Origin of the sequence: Nonomuraea sp. NPDC052634, from assembly GCF_040678535.1 — a bacterium.
GTDB classification, from domain to species: Bacteria; Actinomycetota; Actinomycetes; order Streptosporangiales; family Streptosporangiaceae; genus Nonomuraea; species Nonomuraea fastidiosa.
In genome coordinates, this window is sequence record NZ_JBFATY010000003.1 from 137,299 (window position 1) to 156,105 (window position 18,807).

Annotated in this window: 18 protein-coding genes; 11 read left to right on the forward strand and 7 right to left on the reverse strand. The window is 70.2% G+C overall.

The window, feature by feature from the left end:
• Nucleotides 1–82 precede the first annotated feature (82 nt).
• The gene (locus AB0K67_RS16635; protein WP_364059958.1) at nucleotides 83–1,234 is read left to right on the forward strand and encodes an MFS transporter; all 1,152 of its coding nucleotides are present in this window, start codon (nucleotides 83–85) and stop codon (nucleotides 1,232–1,234) included.
• Nucleotides 1,235–1,477: 243 nt separating this feature from the next.
• Here AB0K67_RS16635 and AB0K67_RS16640 read toward each other — a convergent pair whose 3' ends face one another.
• The 6 genes from AB0K67_RS16640 to AB0K67_RS16665 form a co-directional block, all read right to left on the reverse strand.
• Nucleotides 1,478–2,437, reverse strand: coding sequence for a hypothetical protein (locus AB0K67_RS16640; protein WP_364059961.1), 960 nt, complete (start codon nucleotides 2,435–2,437; stop codon nucleotides 1,478–1,480).
• Nucleotides 2,400–2,951 carry a methylated-DNA--[protein]-cysteine S-methyltransferase gene (locus AB0K67_RS16645; protein WP_364059964.1) on the reverse strand — a complete coding sequence of 184 codons (552 nt, stop codon included), beginning with the start codon at nucleotides 2,949–2,951 and terminating at the stop codon, nucleotides 2,400–2,402. The genes AB0K67_RS16640 and AB0K67_RS16645 overlap by 38 nt, the downstream gene beginning before the upstream one ends.
• Complete coding sequence (locus tag AB0K67_RS16650; protein WP_364059967.1) at nucleotides 2,909–4,324, reverse strand: DNA-3-methyladenine glycosylase 2 family protein; 1,416 nt, start codon at nucleotides 4,322–4,324, stop codon at nucleotides 2,909–2,911. Before AB0K67_RS16650 ends, AB0K67_RS16645 begins: the two co-directional genes overlap by 43 nt.
• Before the next feature lie 112 nt (nucleotides 4,325–4,436).
• Entirely contained in the window at nucleotides 4,437–5,378 is a 942-nt protein-coding gene (locus AB0K67_RS16655) for an NYN domain-containing protein (RefSeq protein WP_364059970.1), read from the reverse strand.
• 107 nt (nucleotides 5,379–5,485) lie between these two features.
• Nucleotides 5,486–5,695: an acyl-CoA carboxylase subunit epsilon gene (locus AB0K67_RS16660; RefSeq protein ID WP_364059973.1), complete on the reverse strand. Its 210-nt coding sequence runs from the start codon at nucleotides 5,693–5,695 to the stop codon at nucleotides 5,486–5,488.
• Nucleotides 5,692–7,278: an acyl-CoA carboxylase subunit beta gene (locus tag AB0K67_RS16665; RefSeq protein ID WP_364059976.1), complete on the reverse strand. Its 1,587-nt coding sequence runs from the start codon at nucleotides 7,276–7,278 to the stop codon at nucleotides 5,692–5,694. Before AB0K67_RS16665 ends, AB0K67_RS16660 begins: the two co-directional genes overlap by 4 nt.
• 36 nt (nucleotides 7,279–7,314) lie before the next feature.
• Between AB0K67_RS16665 and AB0K67_RS16670 the strand changes: the two genes are divergently transcribed.
• The 3 genes from AB0K67_RS16670 to AB0K67_RS16680 all read left to right on the forward strand — a co-directional run bounded on the left by AB0K67_RS16670 (nucleotide 7,315) and on the right by AB0K67_RS16680 (nucleotide 12,509).
• Nucleotides 7,315–8,256 (forward strand): ABC transporter ATP-binding protein, encoded by a 942-nt coding sequence (locus tag AB0K67_RS16670; RefSeq protein WP_364059979.1) that lies wholly within the window; start codon nucleotides 7,315–7,317, stop codon nucleotides 8,254–8,256.
• A gap of 3 nt (nucleotides 8,257–8,259) precedes the next feature.
• Nucleotides 8,260–9,819: a hypothetical protein gene (locus AB0K67_RS16675; RefSeq protein ID WP_364059982.1), complete on the forward strand. Its 1,560-nt coding sequence runs from the start codon at nucleotides 8,260–8,262 to the stop codon at nucleotides 9,817–9,819.
• A gap of 68 nt (nucleotides 9,820–9,887) precedes the next feature.
• A complete protein-coding gene (locus AB0K67_RS16680; RefSeq protein WP_364059985.1) occupies nucleotides 9,888–12,509 on the forward strand; it encodes a phosphoenolpyruvate carboxylase in 2,622 nt (873 codons plus the stop codon).
• A gap of 60 nt (nucleotides 12,510–12,569) precedes the next feature.
• Here AB0K67_RS16680 and fdhD read toward each other — a convergent pair whose 3' ends face one another.
• Complete coding sequence (gene fdhD / locus AB0K67_RS16685) at nucleotides 12,570–13,451, reverse strand: formate dehydrogenase accessory sulfurtransferase FdhD (RefSeq protein WP_364059988.1); 882 nt, start codon at nucleotides 13,449–13,451, stop codon at nucleotides 12,570–12,572.
• 32 nt (nucleotides 13,452–13,483) lie between these two features.
• Between fdhD and AB0K67_RS16690 the strand changes: the two genes are divergently transcribed.
• The 7 genes from AB0K67_RS16690 (at nucleotide 13,484) to AB0K67_RS16720 (ending at nucleotide 18,804) form a co-directional block, all read left to right on the forward strand.
• Nucleotides 13,484–14,305, forward strand: a complete 822-nt coding sequence (locus AB0K67_RS16690) for a biotin--[acetyl-CoA-carboxylase] ligase (protein WP_364059991.1) — start codon at nucleotides 13,484–13,486, stop codon at nucleotides 14,303–14,305.
• A 71-nt stretch (nucleotides 14,306–14,376) separates the two neighbouring features.
• Nucleotides 14,377–14,889 carry a PH domain-containing protein gene (locus tag AB0K67_RS16695; protein WP_364059994.1) on the forward strand — a complete coding sequence of 171 codons (513 nt, stop codon included), beginning with the start codon at nucleotides 14,377–14,379 and terminating at the stop codon, nucleotides 14,887–14,889.
• 88 nt (nucleotides 14,890–14,977) lie between these two features.
• The gene (locus AB0K67_RS16700; RefSeq protein ID WP_364059997.1) at nucleotides 14,978–16,063 is read left to right on the forward strand and encodes an S-(hydroxymethyl)mycothiol dehydrogenase; all 1,086 of its coding nucleotides are present in this window, start codon (nucleotides 14,978–14,980) and stop codon (nucleotides 16,061–16,063) included.
• Nucleotides 16,063–16,683, forward strand: coding sequence for an MBL fold metallo-hydrolase (locus AB0K67_RS16705; RefSeq protein WP_364060000.1), 621 nt, complete (start codon nucleotides 16,063–16,065; stop codon nucleotides 16,681–16,683). The genes AB0K67_RS16700 and AB0K67_RS16705 overlap by 1 nt, the downstream gene beginning before the upstream one ends.
• A 266-nt stretch (nucleotides 16,684–16,949) precedes the next feature.
• Nucleotides 16,950–17,126, forward strand: coding sequence for a (2Fe-2S)-binding protein (locus AB0K67_RS16710; RefSeq protein WP_364060003.1), 177 nt, complete (start codon nucleotides 16,950–16,952; stop codon nucleotides 17,124–17,126).
• Between the two features lie 25 nt (nucleotides 17,127–17,151).
• The gene (gene bfr, locus AB0K67_RS16715) at nucleotides 17,152–17,646 is read left to right on the forward strand and encodes a bacterioferritin (RefSeq protein ID WP_364060006.1); all 495 of its coding nucleotides are present in this window, start codon (nucleotides 17,152–17,154) and stop codon (nucleotides 17,644–17,646) included.
• A gap of 489 nt (nucleotides 17,647–18,135) precedes the next feature.
• On the forward strand, nucleotides 18,136–18,804 hold the full coding sequence (locus AB0K67_RS16720) for a response regulator transcription factor (protein ID WP_012888073.1): 669 nt from the start codon (nucleotides 18,136–18,138) through the stop codon (nucleotides 18,802–18,804).
• Nucleotides 18,805–18,807 lie beyond the last annotated feature (3 nt).

The window sequence follows — 18,807 nt, forward strand, 5'->3', positions numbered from 1 at the left end:
CTCCTCGACATGCTTGTATTGTCAGTTAGTCGGCGTGTGCAAATAATGCTCACGCTCACTAACGTCTTCTGAGGAGTATTGTATGCCTCTCGCCCTGTTCGCCCTTGCGATCAGCGCCTTTGGCATCGGCACCACCGAGTTCATCATCAACGGACTGCTGCCCGATGTGGCGTCCGACTTCGGGGTGACGATCCCGGCCGCCGGGCTGCTCGTGTCCGGATACGCGCTGGGCGTCGCCGTCGGCGGGCCGCCGCTGACCATGCTCGGCGCGCGGCTGTCGCGTAAGACGATGCTGCTGTCGTTGATGGTGCTGTTCATCGTCGGGAACGCGCTGTCGGCCCTGGCGCCCACGTACGCGGTGCTCATGGTCGGCCGGTTCCTGTCGGCCTTCGCGCACGGGGCGTACTTCGGCGTCGGCTCGGTGGTGGCCGCCGACCTGGTGGAGCCGCGCAAGCGGGCCAGCGCCATCGCCCTGATGTTCACCGGCCTCACGCTCGCGAACGTCCTGGGCGTGCCGCTCGGCACGTGGATCGGTCAGTCGTACGGCTGGCGGGCCACGTTCTGGGTCGTGGTGGTGATCGGTGTGGCCGGGCTGGCCGGCGTGCTCGCGCTCGTGCCGCGCCGCCCGCGCCCCGACGGGGGAGTGCTGCGCGAGCTGGCGACGTTCCGCTCCGGCGGGGTCTGGCTGGCGCTGGCGATGACCGTCTTCGGCTTCGCCCCGGTCTTCGCCGTCATCACCTTCATCGCCCCGATGATGACGGGCGTGGGCGGCTTCTCGCCCGGCGCAGTGCCGCTGGTAATGGCGCTGTTCGGCGTGGGCCTGGTGGCCGGCAACCTGATCGGCGGCAGGATGGCCGACCGCGCCGTCATGCCCAGCATCTACGGCTCTGTCGGCCTGCTCACGGTCCTCGCCGTGGCGGTCGCGCTCGTGGCGGCCGACCAGGTGACGTTCATCATCGCCATCACGCTGTTTGGGGTGGCCGCGTTCGCGACCGTCCCGCCGCTGCAGACCCGGGTGCTGGACGCCGCCGCGGGCGCGCCGACGCTCGCCTCGGCGGCCAACATCGGCGCCTTCAACCTGGGGAACGCGATCGGCTCCTTCGCCGCCGGCCTGAGCATCGACGCCGGCCTCGGCTACACGGCCCCCGCGTGGACGGCCGCCCTGCTCGGCCTCGTGGGCCTCACGGTGGCGGGCGCCGCCGGCCTCCAGTCCCGCCGCCTCGCCTCCGCATGACGGCCACCGGGCCCGCCGCAGAGGTCGGGCCGAATGCCGGCCCCGCCGACCCATCGGGCTCCCGCCATTGTCGGCCTCGCCTTCAGCTTTGCCCATGGTTTTGCCTAGTTCCACCCATTCGCGGACATAGGGGTGGTCGATAACGTCCTTGGCGGATACCACCACGCCGGCCTCTCTGAGAGTTGTAGTACTTGACTGCGCCAGGGGATGGCCGGATTGCACACCGGCCGGCCCCTGGCGTTGTTAGTCGAAGAGTTCGTTGGCGTTGTGGATTTTTAGTGCTTTGTTGAGCCAGTTGTCGAGGGTGTCCTGGTTGGTGCAGGAGCGGATGCGTTGTTGGGCTTCGTGGGGGAGGTCGATTCCGCGTTGGTGGAGCACGCTGAGGAGGGCTTCGGCCTTGCCGACGGCCTCGCCTTCAGCTTTGCCCATGGTTTTGCCTAGTTCTACCCATTCGCGGACATAGGGGTGGTCTATAACGTCCTTGGCGGATACCACCACGCCGGCCTCCTTGAATAGTTGGGCGAAGTCGAACTCGGGGAGCAGCATGAATACCAGCTCAGCATAGCTCGGCTGGTCTTTCGGGCGCCTGGCTGTGGCATGGGCGAAGGTTCTGAGTACCTCCATCCCGTCGGGCGTGTCGGGGTTGCCGTACACGATGGTCGAGAGCGCGGTGAGTTCTGGGTCGGTGAGCGCTCGGTCGATATCCGTGATCTTGGGGATGTTCGACGGGCCTGCGACGACGGGTTTCAGGATCCAGCCGGGGTGGCCCATGTCGATGGGGAGTGCGCAGTCCTGGGCGGTCGCGCGGTCCTCGCAGAACACGAGGAGTACGACAGGGCATTTCCGTATTGCCCGTAGTGTCGATATGTAGACCGGCCAGGACCACTTCTTACGTTTGTCGGGTTTTCGTTGAACTTCCAGGATGACCGCGCGTACCGGTTTTCCCTTCGCCTTGAGGATGACGACCGCGTCGGCCCGATATTCCGTGGGCCGGCGATCGCTGAGGTCGCACGTGCCCAGCGTGGCCTCGTCGAAAGCGGGTACGTGAACGCCGACCTCGGCCATCAGCGTGGTGACCAGAGAAGGGCGGGAGCGCACTAATTCGAGGAGGTACTCATGTTCGAATGACACCATGCCGGTGACATTACTGAAAGTGACCTCGCGTTTACGCTCGATCGACGATAGCTCCACGTTCGTGAGCAAGAAGCCATTCTTTTACCGAAACGCCGTAGAGATATCCGCCATATCCTCCGGTGCTGGGCAAAATCCGATGGCACGGTACGAACGGCGCGATCAGGTTCTGGGCGCAGGCCGAGCCCGCCGCGCGGGCGGCGGTGCGCGGCAGGCCCGCGCGTTCGGCCAGTTCGGCGTACGTGACGGTGGTCCCGGCCTTGACCTCCCGCAGTGCCGCGTGCAGCCGCTTGCGGGTGGGCGTGCCGGGCTGCCAGACCTGTACGCCGTCCAGCGCGTCCAGCTCCCCGGCGAGGTACGCCCGGGCGGCCTCCGCGGGTGCCCCGAGGTCGTCCACGATCTCCAGGCCCTCCGCCTGCAGAGCGGGCGTGAGCCGGGCGAACATGTCCTTGGGCTCGGCGGTGAATCCGGCCGCGACCAGCACGCCTTCGCGGGCGAGCAGCGCCAGCGGGCCCACCGGCGAGGGTACGAGCTGTGCAGCGATCATGATGAACTCCAGAGATGCAGCGCGGCGTACGCCCGCCACGGGCGCCACCGCTCGATGTGATCGTTCGGAATGCCCAGGGCGGCCATGCGCTTGACCAGCACCAGGTCGCCCGTGGGCCACGCGTCGGGGTCGCGCAGCGCGCGCAGCGCGATGTAGCCGGCGGTCCACGGCCCGATGCCGCGCACCTCCAGCAACTCCGCCACGGCCTGTGCGGGATCCTGCCCGCCGTCCAGGTCGAGCCGCCCGTCGACGAGCCGGGCGGCCAGGTCCTTAAGGGTGTCGATGCGGCGGCCCGTCAGGCCGAGCCCGCTCAGGTCGGCCTCCAGGAGCCGGGCGGGGGTGGGGAAGAGGCCGCCGGGCGCGCCGGCCCTGGCCACGATGCGGCCGAGCAGCGTACGCGCCCCCGCCACCGAGATCTGCTGCCCCACGACCGCGCGCACGGCCAGCTCGAACCCGTCGAACGTGCCCGGCACCCGCAGCCCAGGCCGCGCCGCGACCAGCGGGGCGAGCGAGGTGCCGCCGAGGACGTCCGCGATGGCCTGCGGGTCGGCGTCGAGGTCGAGCAGGCGGCGGCAGCGGGCGACGATCCTGGCGAGCTGCCGGGTGTCCTCGACGGCCACGTCCAGCGCGATGTGGTCGGGGCGCGGGGTGAGGGTGATCGTCCCGCCCGGTACGGCTCTGCGGTACGACGTCCGATCCGCCACCTCAAGCCCCGGTATGGCGCGTGCGGCGAGGAATGAGAAGACGCCGTCCGCGTCGTACGGATGCCGCCGGTGCAGCCGCAACCTGAGCGTGGCGCCGGTCTGGGCGGCGGGCGCGGAGGCGATGGCGGCGGCGCGCGGCCCGGCCGTGGCGCGGAGCTCGCTGGGCGTGAACCCGTACGTCTCCCGCATGGTCGCGTTGAACTGCCGCACGCTGCCGAACCCGGCCGCGAACGCCACCTCCGTGATCGGCAGCGACGTCTCCGTCAGCAACTGCTTGGCCAGCAGAAGCCGCTTGGTGCGCGCCACCGCGAGCGGCCCGACGCCGAGCTCGGCGACGAAGAGCCGGTGCAGGTGGCGTTCGGTGATGTGCAGCCGCCTGGCGAGCCCGGCCACGCCCTGCTCGTCGGCGGCGCCGTCGTCGATGAGCCGCAGCGCGCGCCCGACCAGGTCGCCGCGCAGGTCCCAGCCGGGGTCGCCGGGCGACAGCTCGGGCCGGCAGCGCTTGCACGGCCGGAACCCGGCCGCCTCGGCCGAGGCCGCGTGACGGTAGAAGCGCACGTTCCGCCACGACGGCGTACGAGCCGGGCAGATCGGGCGGCAGTAGATGCGCGTGGTCGTCACCGCCGTGTAGAAACGGCCGTCGAACCGGGGGTCCCTGGCGGAGACGGCCCGGTAGCAGGAGTCGAAGTCGAGCTCTTGAAGGGCCATGTCTCCGACCGTACGCCCTGCTCAAGGGAGACGACTGGCGGAAATCGGACCAGGCCGTGACACCCCAGGTCACAGCCGCCGTCACAGGGCCCGGGCTTCGCTCCTCATGCCGCTACTTCGACGAGACGCCCACCCCCAGGTCGAACTCGCGGTACACCCGAGCCCAGAACCCGTCACGCAGCCACACCCGCGCCTCCGGGTACGGCCGCAGCGAGTGGCCCAGCTCCTTCTCCGCCTCGATCAGCAACTCGGTGTCGATCACGGTCGGCAGGATCGGCCCGGGCAGCAGGTCGCGGATGTTGTCGCGGCCACGCGTCAAAATCCACTTCTGTGCGACGTGCTCGCCCACATCCTCCACGCGCGGCCGGCTGGGGCCGAGCTTGGCCACCTGGCCGGGCTTGGCGTGCGGCTTGACGGGCGTGCGCCCGGCGAAGACCTGCGCGGGCGAAGGCGCGGTGCTGGGTGGTGTGACGGGCACGGGCTGCGGAGCACGGCTGAAAAAGGGCCTCAGGAAATCTGCACTGATCACTTCGACGGTGTCGGACTCCCACACCAGGCGCTCCGCCTGGTTGGTGCCGTACGGCGGTTCGACGCCCCACAGGTGGATGCGCACGCCGTACGCCTGTGCCGCCTCGACCGCCGGAACCATGTCCTCATCGCCCGCCAGCAGGATCGTGTCGGTGACCGCATGATGCCTGGCCAGCGCCTCCAGATCGCTCCGGATCTGCGCGTCAACGCCTTTCTGCTGGCCACGGGCGTTCAGGTTGCCGAGGCGCACCTTGACCCACGGAAGCTGGGCGATCACACGTTGGTCGACGGTGGGCACGCGATCACGAGCTGCGTCATACCAATAGATCCGCAGAAGTTCGCCAGAAATACGTTCCTCTGCATGTTTCTGTAGACTTTGGATGAGCTCATCGGCGGCCACCCGATATTCCTTGCGCTCCTTCGCGCCGAGCAGCACTTCACCCGCCGCCGCGTACAGATAACCGACATCCACTAGGACGGCGTACTTGGCTGCCACAGGATGCGGCATGAGGTCTGGGATGGCCATGTCGTCCTCCAGGCCGCGGTGTTAGTTGATCGGCTGACTATATACGCCTACTTTCTCTAGATAGTCCCAACTCCCGGGGAACTTGACACCCGATTCGCAGGATCTATCTAGGGTAGTGCGCTCATCCGCCATGCCGACTTCCCTGGGACGACAGGCTTACGCATAGCTCTGGCGGGGTTTCGCCAGGTTTGGCGAGGCGAAGATGGAGCGCGCTCCGTTTCGGCTGCGGGGCGTCGCCGCGCCGCGAGCGCGGTCACGAGCGCGGCCACCTCCTCGGGCGTGGCGTCGCCCCGGACAATACGCAGATGTGGCGTCATAGCGGGATGTTCCCATGCTTCTTGGGCGGGAGCGTGGCCCGCTTGTTCCGCAGCGCGCGCAGCGCCTTGACGACCTGCGGCCGGGTCTCGGACGGCCGGATCACCGCGTCCACATAGCCCCTTTCGGCCGCGATGTACGGGTTCGCCAGCGTGTCCTCGTACTCGGTGACGAGCTTGGCCCGGTGCGCGTCGGGGTCGTCGGCGGCGGCCAGCTCGCGCCGGTAGAGGATGTTGACCGCGCCCTGGGCGCCCATGACCGCGATCTGTGCGGTGGGCCAGGCCAGGTTGATGTCCGCGCCGAGGTGCTTGGAGCCCATGACGTCGTACGCGCCGCCGTACGCCTTGCGCGTGATCACGGTGATCAGCGGGACCGTCGCCTCGGCGTAGGCGTACAGGAGCTTGGCGCCGTGGCGGATGATTCCGTTCCATTCCTGATCGGTGCCGGGGAGGAAACCCGGGACATCAACAAAAGTCAAGATTGGGATATTGAAGGCATCACATGTTCGAATAAATCTTGCAGCCTTCTCAGATGCCTTGATATCCAGGCATCCGGCGAAATGCATGGGCTGGTTGGCCACCACGCCCACCGGCTGACCGTCCACCCGGCCGTACCCGACCACGATGTTCGGTGCGAACTGCGCGTGGACCTCAAGGAACTCACCGTCGTCCAGCACGTGCTCGATCACCCGGTGCATGTCGTACGGCTGGTTCGCCGAGTCGGGGATCAGCTCGTCCAGCTCGGGGTCCGGGTCGAGGTCCTCGGCCGCGGCGTAGACGGGCGGCTCGTCGAGGTTGTTGGACGGCAGGTACGACAGCAGCGCCCTGACGTAGTCGAACGCGTCCTGCTCGTCGGCGGCCTGGTAGTGGGCCACGCCCGACTTCGTGTTGTGCGTGTGCGCCCCGCCCAGCTCCTCGAACGTGACCTCCTCGCCGGTCACCGTCTTGATCACGTCGGGACCCGTGATGAACATGTGCGAGGTCTGGTCCACCATCACCACGAAGTCGGTGAGCGCGGGGGAGTAGACGTGACCGCCGGCCGCGGCGCCCATGATGAGCGAGATCTGCGGGATCACGCCGGAGGCGTGCACGTTGCGCTTGAAGATCTCGGCGTACAGGCCGAGCGCGACTACGCCCTCCTGGATGCGGGCGCCGCCGCCCTCGTTGATGCCGATGATCGGGCAGCCGGTCTTGAGCGCCAGGTCGAGCACCTTGACGATCTTCTCGCCGTACACCTCGCCGAGCGAGCCGCCGAAGACCGTCACGTCCTGCGAGAACACGCACACCTGGCGGCCGTCGATGGTGCCGTGCCCGGTGATCACGCCGTCGCCGTACGGACGCCGCTTGTCCAGCCCGAACATGGCCGAGCGGTGCCTGGCGAACGCGTCGAACTCGACGAACGAGCCCTCGTCGAGCAGCGCCAGCACCCGCTCCCTGGCCGTCATCTTGCCCTTGGCGTGCTGCTTCTCCACCGCCGCGGCGGACCCCGCGTGCACGGCCTCCGCGCGACGAAACTCCAGATCAGCGATCTTTCCGGCGGTGGTGTGAATATCCGGTTCTTCCGGCATCGGCTCGGCAGTGGTCATGCGCGCAAGGCTAGCCCCTCCTCCTAGAGTGGAGCCATGACGGACGCCGTACGCACGCACGCCCTGCTCAAGCGCTACGGGCAGCAGATCGCCGTCGCCGGTGTGAACCTGACCATCCCCCGAGGCAGTTTCGCCGGCCTCGTCGGCCCCAACGGAGCCGGCAAGACGACCACGCTCAGCATGATCACCGGGCTGCTGCGCCCCGACGGCGGCGTCGCGGAGATCGACGGCTACTCCGTCTGGCACGACCCCGTCGCGGTCAAGGCCCGCATCGGCGTGCTGCCCGAAGGGCTGCGGCTGTTCGAGCGGCTCTCCGGCCGCGAGCTGCTGATCTACAACGGCCGCCTGCGCGGCATTCCCAAGGCCGACGTCGAACAGCGCGCCGCCGAACTGCTCGACGTGATGGACCTCACCTCCAGCGCCGACAAGCTCGTCGTCGACTACTCCACCGGCATGCGCAAGAAGATCGGCCTGGCCGCCGCGCTGCTGCACAACCCGTCGGTGCTCTTCCTCGACGAGCCGTTCGAAGGCGTCGATCCGGTCAGCGCCAACACGCTCACCGAGGTGCTGCGCCGCTACACCGCCTCCGGCTCCACCGTCGTCTTCTCCAGCCACGTGATGGACCTGGTCGAGCGGCTGTGCGACTGGGTGTCGGTGATGAGCGCGGGGCAGATCGTGGCGCAGGGCCCGTTAGCGGACGTACGCGGCGGGCGCAGTCTCAACGAGGCATTCCTCGACCTCGTCGGCGGCGCGCCCGGCGCCGGCGGCGCGCAGCTGAGCTGGCTCGGCTCCCGCCCGATGCCGCCCGGCCCGCCACAGCCCGGCCCGCCACAGCCCGGTCCTCCGCAGCCGGGTCCCGCGCCATACGGTCCTCCGCAGTTCGGCCCGCCGCCGCCCGGCCGGCCACAGCCGGGTCCCCCGCACCCCGGCCCTCCGCAGCCTCATCCCCGGCAGCAGGGCCCGGCAGGGGGAGCCTGACCCATGGCGACGGTCGCGCTCTTCGCGCAGCTCAAGCTGCGCCTGATGGCCGGAAACCTGCGCGGCGACCCGCAGCGCAAGATCGGCTTCGTGTTCACGCTGCTCCTCGCGGCAGGCGTGGCCGCGCTCGGCTTCTTCCTCATGAGCCTGCTGCGGCTGGCCACCCAGGACGTCGCCGCCGACCTCGTCACCCTCGCCTTCGCCGCGCTGCTCGCGGGCTGGATGATCGTGCCGCTGCTCGCGTTCGGCGTGGACGACACGGTCGACCCGGCCAAGCTCGCACTGCTGCCGCTGCGCACCCCGCGCCTCGCGGTCGGCATGTTCACCGCGTCCGTGATCGGCGTCTGGCCCGCCGCGCTGCTGATCGTCACGCTCGGCGCGCTCGTCGGGCTCGCGTCGACCGCGGGCGGCTGGCTGATCGGGCTGCTCGCGGTGCTGGTGCAGTTCGCGCTCTGCGTGGTGGCGTCCCGGCTGATCACCACGGCACTGTCCAGCGCGCTGCGCACCAGACGCGGGCGCGACGTGCTGGCCGTGGCCGCGCTGCTCGTCGTCCTGCTCGCGCAGCTTCCCAATCTGCTGCTGAACAGCGGCTTCGCCGACCCGGCGGCGCTGCTGCACCGCCTGGCCGGCGCGCTCAGGTGGACGCCGCCCGGCATGCTGGCCCACGCCATCACCGACGGCGGGCTACTCGCGCTCGCCGAGGTGGTGCTGGTCGCGCTGCTCACCGTGGTGCTGGCCGTGCTCTGGATCAAGGCGCTCAGCCGGGCCCTGGTCACGCCCGGCGCCTCCGCCAAAGCGGCCACCGTACGCAGGGAGAGCGGGCTCATCGACCGCTTCCTGCCCGACGGGCCGCTGGCCGCCGTGGTGACCAAGGAGCTGAAGTACATCAGGCGCGAGCCCCGCTACCGCGTCGGCTGGTTCAGCGCGATGGCGATCACCGTCGTCCTGGCGTTCTCGCTGACCAGAGGGGGAACCGGCGGCCCCGGCACGGCGATCGCGCTGGCCTCGATCGCCGCCGGCATGATCGCCCTGCAGTCGGTCAACGCCTTCGGCATCGACGGCCGCTCGATCTGGATGAACGCCGTCGCGTCCGGCGGCGAGCGCGGCCTGGCCACCGACCTCGCCGGGCGGCACCTCGCGAGCGCGCTCATCGCCGTGCCGCTGATCGCGGTGATCGCCACCGGCGCCGCCCTGTTCACCGGCCACCCGTCCGCCATCGCGCCCGCCCTGCTCACCGGGTGGGGCGTGCTCGGCACCGGGCTCGGGGTCGGCTCGGTGACCAGCGTGGTGCTGCCGTACACGGTGCCGGAACGCATGAACGCCTTCACCGGCGCCGCCCCCGGACAGGGCGGGCTCGCGTTCGCCTCGGGGGCGGGCGCCATGGTGGCGATCAGCGTGCTGTCGCTGCCGTTCGTCGTGCCGATGGCGTTCGGGCTCACCTGGGCGGCCGTGCTCGCGCCCTGCTACGGGCTGCTGCTGGAGACGCTCGGGCGGCGGCTGGCCGCCAGGGTCGGCTTCCGCCGTACGCCAGAACTCCTCGCGGCGGTGTCGCGACCCACCTGACCAGTGGTCTAGTCCAATACCTGAGACCGGTCTACGGCGCCGAAAACCGACTCGCTACCCTTCGAAACATGATTGACCAGGGGCTCGAGCGTCGCAGTGCCGCCGTTACCGAGATGCCGGACGAGCTACGCCACGACGTGCGTCTGCTCGGCAAACTGCTCGGCCAGGTGCTGGCCGAGCAGGGCGGCGAAGACCTGCTGGCCGACGTCGAACGCCTGCGCAAAGCCGTCATCGCGGCGCGCAGGGGCGAGGTCTCGGCCGACGCCATCACCGAAATGGTCGCCGGATGGGAGATCGAGCGGGCCGTGGCGGTGGCCCGCGCGTTCACCTGCTACTTCCACCTCGCCAACCTGGCCGAGGAGCACTACCGCATCCGCACGCTGCGCGAGCGCGATGCCGAGGGCAAGGTGCAGCGCGAATCGCTCGCGCAGGCCGTGCAGCAGCTCGGCCAGGACCGCGTCGTCGAGCTGCTGGAGGGCCTTGAGCTGCACCCGGTGCTCACCGCGCACCCCACGGAGGCCCGCAGGCGGGCCGTGGTCACCGCCATCCAGCGCATCAGCGGCCAGCTCACCGAGTACAACGCCCCAGGCCGCGGGGCCTCCGAGCGCGCCGAGAGCAAGCGGCGCCTGCTGGAGGAGATCGACCTGCTGTGGCGCACGGCCCAGCTCCGCTCCACCAAGCTCGACCCGCTCGACGAGGTGCGCACCGCCATGGCCGCCTTCGACGAGACGCTGTTCCGTACGGTGCCGCAGGTCTACCGCTCGCTCGACGCGGCGCTCGACGAGCGCACCGGCACCCGCCCGCCCCTGGCCAAGCCGTTCATCAGGTACGGAAGCTGGATCGGCGGCGACCGCGACGGCAACCCCAACGTGACCGCCAAGGTCACCCGCGAGACCATCCAGATCCAGTCGGAGCACGTCCTCGCGGCACTGGAGACGGCCTGCTCCCGCATCGCCCGCACGCTGACCGCCTCCGCCCAGTTCGCGCCGCCCTCGGCCGAGCTGCGCACCCGGCTGGCGGCGGCCGTGGCCGCCCACCCCGACGTGGTGTCGGAGCTGGCCACCCGCTCGCCGCGCGAGCCGCACCGGCAGTGGCTGCTGTTCGTGGCCGCCCGCATCGCCGCCACCCACCGCCGCGACCTCGACCTGGCCTACCGCTCGCCCGACGAGCTGCTCGCCGACCTGCGCCTCGCCCAGGAGTCGCTGGCCGCCTCCGCGCCGCGGCAGGCGTACGGCGAGCTGCAGCACCTCATCTGGCAGGTGGAGACGTTCGGCTTCCACCTGGCCGAGCTGGAGGTGCGCCAGCACTCCCAGGTGCACGCCGCCGCGCTGGAGGAGCTGCGCTCGGGTGCCGAGCCGTCGGAGCGCACCGAGGAGGTGCTGGCCACCATCCGGGTGATCGGCTGGATCCAGGAGCGCTACGGCGTCCGTGCCTGCTCGCGCTACGTGGTCTCCTTCACCCGCTCGGCCGACGACATCGCCGCCGTCTACGAGCTGGCCCGCTACGCGCTCGGCGATCGCGCGCCGGTGCTCGACGTGGTGCCGCTGTTCGAGTCGGGCCAGGACCTCGCCAACTCGGCCGACGTGCTGACCGGCATGCTGGAGATCCCCGAAGTGCAGCAGCGGCTGGCCGACACCGGCCGGCGCATGGAGATCATGCTCGGCTACTCCGACTCGGCCAAGGAGCTCGGCCCCGCCGCCGCCACGCTGCGGCTGTACGAGGCGCAGGAGGCGCTGACCGCCTGGGCCGCCAAGCACGACGTCAAGCTCCGCATGTTCCACGGCAGGGGTGGCGCGCTCGGCCGCGGCGGCGGCCCGGCCAACCGCGCGGTGCTGGCGCAGGCGCCCGGCTCGGTGGCGGGCCGGTTCAAGGTCACCGAGCAGGGTGAGGTCATCTTCGCCCGCTACGGCCACATCGCGATCGCCCGCCGCCATCTGGAGCAGGTGGCCAACGCGGTGCTGCTGGCCTCGTCGCCCACGGTGAGCGAGCGCACGGCGGCCGCCGCCGAGCGCTTCCGCGGGCTGGCCGAGCAGGTGGCCAGGGCGTCCGAGCAGGCGTACCGCGCGCTGACCGAGGCGCCGGGCTTCCCCGAGTGGTTCGGCCTGGTCAGCCCGCTGGAGGAGATCGGCACGCTGCGGCTCGGCTCCCGCCCGGCCCGGCGCGGCCTGGGCGCGCCCCGCTCGCTCGACGACCTGCGGGCCATCCCGTGGGTGTTCGCCTGGGCGCAGACCCGCGTCAACCTGCCCGGCTGGTACGGCCTCGGCACCGGACTCGCCGCCGTCGGCGACATCGACGAGCTGCGTGCCGCCTACCGGGAATGGCCGCTGTTCAACTCGCTGCTGGACAACGCCGAGATGTCGCTGGCCAAGACCGACCGCTCGATCGCCGAGCGCTACCTCGCGCTCGGCGGCCGCGAGGACTTCAGCAGGCAGGTCCTGGAGGAGTACGACCGCACCCGCGAGCTGGTGCTGCGCGTCACCGGGCACACCCGGCTGCTGGAGAACCGCAAGGTGCTCAGCAGGGCCGTGCAGCTGCGCGACCCGTACGTGGACGCGCTGTCGCACCTCCAGCTCCGCGCCCTGCGCGCGCTGCGCACCGGCAACCCGTCGGAGCAGGAGCGCGACCGGCTGTCCACGCTGCTGCTGCTGTCGGTCAACGGCGTCGCGGCCGGCCTGCAGAACACCGGCTGACCGCACGTGGAGCCCGTGCCGGGACGCCCCGGCACGGGCATCCGCCGTGAAGCGGACCGCTCACGACAGGACGCGTTCGGCGCCCGCGTACACGTTGCAGCGCTCCCCGCGCAGGAAGCCCACCAGCGTCAGCCCGAACTCCCTGGCCAGCTCCACCGCCAGCGACGACGGGGCCGACACCGCGCACACCACGGGCACCCCGGCCGCCAGCGCCTTCTGCATGATCTCGTAGCTGGCCCGGCCGCTGACCATGAGCACGTGCTCGGCCAGCGGCAGCCGCCCGTTCAGCGCCGCCCACCCCACGAGCTTGTCGACCGCGTTGTGCCGGCCGACGTCCTCGCGCACCGCCACCGGCGTGCCGTCGGCCGCGAACAGGCCCGCGGCGTGCAGGCCGCCCGTCTTGCCGAACACGCCCTGGGCCAGCCGCAGCGCCTCGGGCAGCCCGTACAGCAGGTCGGGGGAGAGCGTGAGCTCGCCGCGCGGCACCGAGCGGCAGCGGTCGCGCAGCGCGTCGAGGCTCGCAGAGCCGCACACGCCGCAGGCGCTGGAGGTCAGGAAGTGCCGGTCGAGCGCGGGCAGCTCGGGGATGGGGCCGTGCAGCCGTACCGTCACCGTGTTGTAGCGCGCCTCGGGCGGCAGGTCCTCGTCGGTGCAGTACGCGATCGCCGCGATGTCGCCGGGCCCCACGAGGCCCTCGCCGTGCAGGAACCCGGCGGCCAGCTCGAAGTCGTGTCCCGGCGTGCGCATGGTGATGGCGACCGTCCTGCGCGTGCCGTCGGGAGCGGTGAGCCGGATCTCCAGCGGCTCCTCGGTCGCGAGGTCGTCGCGCCGGTCGCGGCCCGACGCGCCGGTCAGCTCCCTGACGCGGACGCGGGTGATCGGCCCAGGGCGCGCCTGCGCGTCCCGGCCGCTCGCCGCCGGGGGAGTCGTACGCATGCTCATCCCTCCCTCCTACCCCCTGCGAAGATAGGGGGATGCCCGACTCACGCTACTCCGACCTCGAGCGTCCGCCACTGTCCGAGGCGGCGCTCACCCGTGCCCTGGTGCGTCCCGGCTCGCTGTGGACCGCGCTCACCGTCGTCGGCAGCACCGGTTCCACCAACGCCGACCTGGCCGCGGCCGCCCGCGCCGGCGCGCCCGAGGGCACGGTGCTGATCGCGGAGGCGCAGCGGGCGGGCCGCGGGCGGCTGGGCCGCACATGGTCGGCGCCGCCCCGTTCAGGACTGACGTTCTCCATCCTGCTCAGGCCGCAGATGCCGATCGCGGCCCAGAGCTGGCTGTCGCTGCTGTACGGCGTCGCCGCCGCCTCGGCCGTACGCCGCATCGCCGAGGTGGACGTCCGGCTCAAGTGGCCCAACGACCTGCTGATCGGCGAGCGCAAGCTGGCCGGCGTGCTGGCCGAGCGCTCGGGCGACGCCGTCGTCATCGGCATGGGGCTCAACGTCTCGCTGCGCGATGACGAGCTGCCCGTCGAGACCGCCACGTCGCTGGCCGTCGAGAAGGCGGCCTGCACCGACCGCGACCCGCTCCTGCGCGCCGTGCTGCGCGAGGTCGAGACCCACTACCGCGACTGGACGCGGGCGGGCGGCGACGCGGAGGCGGCCGGCCTGCGCTCGGCCTACCTGGCGGCCAGCGCCACCGTGGGACAGCGGGTCAGGGTCGAGCTGCCCGGCGACCGCACGCTCACCGGCCTGGCCACCGGCATCGACAAGGACGGCCACCTACAGGTGGAGGCGGACGGCGAGCGTCACACGCTGAGCGCGGGCGACGTCGTGCACGTCAGGCCGGCGGGGTGAGCGAGCCGGTTTCCTCCGGTGGCATGGCAGGCACGCAGCGTTGATGGCACGTTTTGGGCCATGATTGGGCCATGACCATTCCCGACCACCATCTGACGCAGGGTGAGCGGCGCGTCCGATCCTTCCACCCCCACTGGAAGCGGCTCGTCGGTCCCTTCATCGCGCTGGTCCTCATAGCCCTCGCCTCGGGCGCGGCGATCTACTTCATCCCCGGCGACTTCGAGTACGCCGCCTACGCCAGGATCGCGGTCGCGGTCATCGGGCTCATCCTGCTGACGATCTGGTCGTTCGTGCCGTACCTGCAGTGGAAGAACACCGGCTACGTGCTCACCACCCACCGCTTCACGATCAGCACCGGCGTGCTCAACAAGTCGACCGACGAGATTCCCATCGCCAAGGTCAACACGGTGAGCTCCGACCAGACCTTCGCCGAGCGCCTGCTCGGCTGCGGCACGCTGACGGTCGAGTCGGCGGGCGAGCGCGGCGAGATCGTGCTGCGCGACATCCCGAAGATCCAGGACGTCCGCACCGACCTGTTCCGGCTCGTGGAGGACGCCTCCGACGGGGAGATCGACGGCCGCTGACGCGGGCGGGGACGCGGTCCGCAAAGGTCTCGGCGTGCTCACGCCCGGTCCCTTGCGGAGATCAACCTCCTGACACAAGATGGCTGGCATGCCGTACGAAGTGCAGGGCGTCGTCGCCCGGGGCAAGGGCCAGGAAGTTTCCCTCGAGACGGTGATCGTGCCGGACCCAGGTCCGGGCGAAGCGGTGGTGAACGTGCAGGCCTGCGGCGTGTGCCACACCGACCTGCACTATCGGGAGGGCGGGATCAGCGATGACTACCCGTTCCTGCTCGGACACGAGGCGGCGGGCGTCGTCGAGGCGGTCGGCCCCGGTGTCACCGAGGTCGCGCCCGGCGACTTCGTGATCCTCAACTGGCGCGCGGTGTGCGGCCAGTGCCGGGCCTGCCTGCGCGGGCGGCCGTGGTACTGCTTCAACACCCACAACGCCAAGCAGAAGATGACGCTCAAGGACGGCACCGAGCTGTCGCCCGCGCTCGGCATCGGGGCGTTCCTCGACAAGACGCTCGTCGCGGCGGGCCAGTGCACGAAGGTCTCCGCCGACGCGCCCGCGCAGGTCGCGGGCCTGCTGGGCTGCGGCGTGATGGCCGGCATCGGCGCGGCGATCAACACCGGCGGCGTCACCCGCGGCGACAGCGTGGCGGTCATCGGCTGCGGCGGCGTCGGCGACGCGGCCATCCTCGGCTCCTCGCTGGCCGGCGCGGCGAAGATCATCGCGGTCGACGTGGACGACCGCAAGCTGGAGTGGGCCCGCCAGTTCGGCGCCACCCACACGGTCAACTCCCGCGAGAACGACCCGGTCGAGGCGATCCGCGAGCTGACCGGCGGCTTCGGCGCGGACGTGGTGGTCGAGGCGGTGGGCAGGCCCGAGACGTACGAGCAGGCGTTCTACGCCCGCGACCTGGCCGGCACGGTGGTGCTCGTCGGCGTGCCGACCCCGGAGATGCGCATCGACCTGCCGCTGCTCGACGTGTTCGGCCGCGGCGGCGCGCTGAAGTCCTCCTGGTACGGCGACTGCCTGCCGTCGCGCGACTTCCCCATGCTCATCGACCTGTTCCTGCAAAACCGCCTGCCGCTCGACAAGTTCGTCTCCGAGACGATCGGGGTCGAGCAGGTCGAGGAGGCGTTCGCGAAGATGCACAGGGGCGAGGTGCTGCGTTCGGTGGTGGTCTTCTGATGATCGACAGGGTCATCACCTCGGGCACGTTCTCGCTGGACGGCGGCACGTGGGACGTCGACAACAACGTCTGGCTGGTCGGCGACGCCCGCGAGGTCGTGGTCATCGACGCCGCCCACGACGCGACGGCGATCGCCGAGCGTGCGGGCGGGCGCAGCGTGCGGGCCATCGTCTGCACCCACGCGCACAACGACCACATCAACGCCGCCCGCGAGCTGGCCGAGCGCACGGGCGCGCCGATCCGGCTGCACCCGGCCGACCAGGTGCTGTGGGAGCAGGTGTACGGGCCCGAGGTGTCGTACGAGCCGCTCGGCGACGGCGACAAGCTCACCGTGGGCGGCATCGCGCTGCAGATTCTGCACACGCCGGGCCACTCGCCGGGCGCGGTCTGCCTGTTCGCGCCCGACCTGGGGGCGCTGTTCAGCGGTGACACGCTGTTCAAGGGCGGGCCGGGTGCGACCGGGCGGTCCTACAGCTCGTTCGAGACGATCATCGACTCGATCAGGGACCGGCTGCTGACGCTGCCGCCGGAGACGGTCGTCCACACCGGGCACGGCGACTCCACCACCATCGGCGCCGAGGCGCCGCACCTGGAGGAGTGGATCGCCCGCGGCCACTGAGCCGGGGCCTTCCGACGCTGAGCCGGGGCCTCGTGATGCCGAGCCGGGGCCTCGTGATGCCGAGCCGGGCCTCCTGACGCTGAGCCAGGGGCCTTGTGATGCTGAGCCGGGGCCCTTCTGACGCGCGAAAGGCCTTTCACCTGCGAGGATCCGGCGCGTGCGACCGACCCGACGTAGGCAAGCCTAACCTCAGTGGGTTATCTTTAGGTGTGCCTTACCTAAGGCGGTCTCCCTCATCCCTGCGTGTGAAAGGCATGCCCCCAGCAATGTACGTGTGCATCTGTCGTGCCGTGACCGAGAACGAAGTGCACGACTGCATCGCCGCCGGGGCGACCAGCGCCAAGCAGATCCGCGACACCACTGGTGCCGGTGGTGACTGTGCCCGTTGTGTTCGGAAGATCTGTGCGATCCTGAAAAGGTCTCAGGAACTGACGACCGCATGACCGGATCGACGATGAGGGGCCCGTTATGCAGGGCGATAGGCAGATCATCGAGTTGCTCAACGAACAGCTCACCGCCGAGCTGACCGCGATCAACCAGTACTTCCTGCACGCCAAGATGCAGGAGAACTGGGGATACACCAAGCTCGCCAAGCGCACCCGCGACGAGTCCATCGAGGAGATGCGCCACGCCGAGCGGCTCACCGACCGCATCCTCTTCCTCGAGGGCCTGCCCAACTATCAGCGGCTTGGAACGCTCCACATTGGGCAGACCGTGCCCGAGCAGATCCAGGCCGACTTGGAGGTGGAGATGGCGGTGGTGCAGCGGCTGCGGCCGGCCATCCAGCTCATGCGCGAGAAGGGCGACATCACCTCGGCGAACATCTTCGAGGACATCCTCAAGGACGAGGAAGAGCACATCGACTACCTCGAAACCGAGCTGGAGCTGATCCAGACCCTGGGCGAGCAGCTCTACCTGGCGCGTTACGCCGAGCCTCGCTCGTTCGACAACGACTACAACTGACCGGTCCCGCCGTCGCCGTCGCCGTCGCCGTCGCCGGCGCTCGAAGCCCCTCGACGGACGCCGGGACGCCCGGGTGCTCCGCGCCGGCCCGTACGCACTCATCCGTGGCCCCTCCCGGGGTGCGCCGCGGCTCCTCAGCCGCGCGCCCCGGCCTCCCGGATCGATCAGGCCCGTTTCCCCTCGGCCGGAAGGCTCGCACTGTACCGCTCGGGCCCGCCGAACGGCGCTCGCCTGAAAACAGCGACATTTCCGCTTGATCGATTTTCGGCGACTTATGCGAGAAACGCCGATCATTAGCCGGTCGTGGTGATTGCGGCGTTCCCGAACGGGCATGACCGCCCCGTTGACCCGCGCAACGCAAGCGGTGGTGTTTTAATCACCCCCTAACGTATTTTAGCTGTGTTTGCCCAGGTCAATGGATAGGTCAACGACGAGTCAAACCGCGCGCTCAACCCGGGAAACGATCGCCTAAGGTCCTACGATCGCTTTATGACCTGCGTTCTTCTCGCCGAGGATGACACCTCGATTTCCGAGCCGCTTGCGCGCGCACTGCGCCGCGAGGGCTATCAGGTCGAGGTGAGCCCCGACGGCCCTCAAGCCTTGGAGAGGGCCCTTTCGGGCGGCATCGATCTCATTGTTCTCGACCTTGGGCTGCCAGAGATGGACGGCCTGGAGGTCGCCCGCCGGATCCGCGCCGAGGGGCACGGCACTCCGGTTCTGATTCTCACGGCACGCGTCGACGAGGTCGACACCGTCGTCGGTCTCGACGCGGGCGCCGATGACTACGTGACGAAACCGTTCCGCCTCGCGGAGCTGCTCGCCAGAGTGCGGGCGCTGCTGCGGCGTGGCACCTCCGAGACCCCGGTCGTCCAGGGCGTGCGGATCGACGCCGATTCGCGCCGCGCCTGGATGGGGGACAAGGAGCTGCACCTGACGACCAAGGAGTTCGACCTGCTTCGCGTGCTCGTACGCGACGCGGGCAAGGTCGTCACCCGTGAGCAGATCATGCGCGAGGTGTGGGACACCAACTGGTGGGGGTCCACGAAAACGCTCGACATGCACATCTCCTGGTTGCGTCGGAAGCTGGGCGACGACGCCGCCAAGCCGCGTTACATCACCACGGTCCGGGGGGTCGGCTTCAGGTTCGAGCGCGAGTAGGAG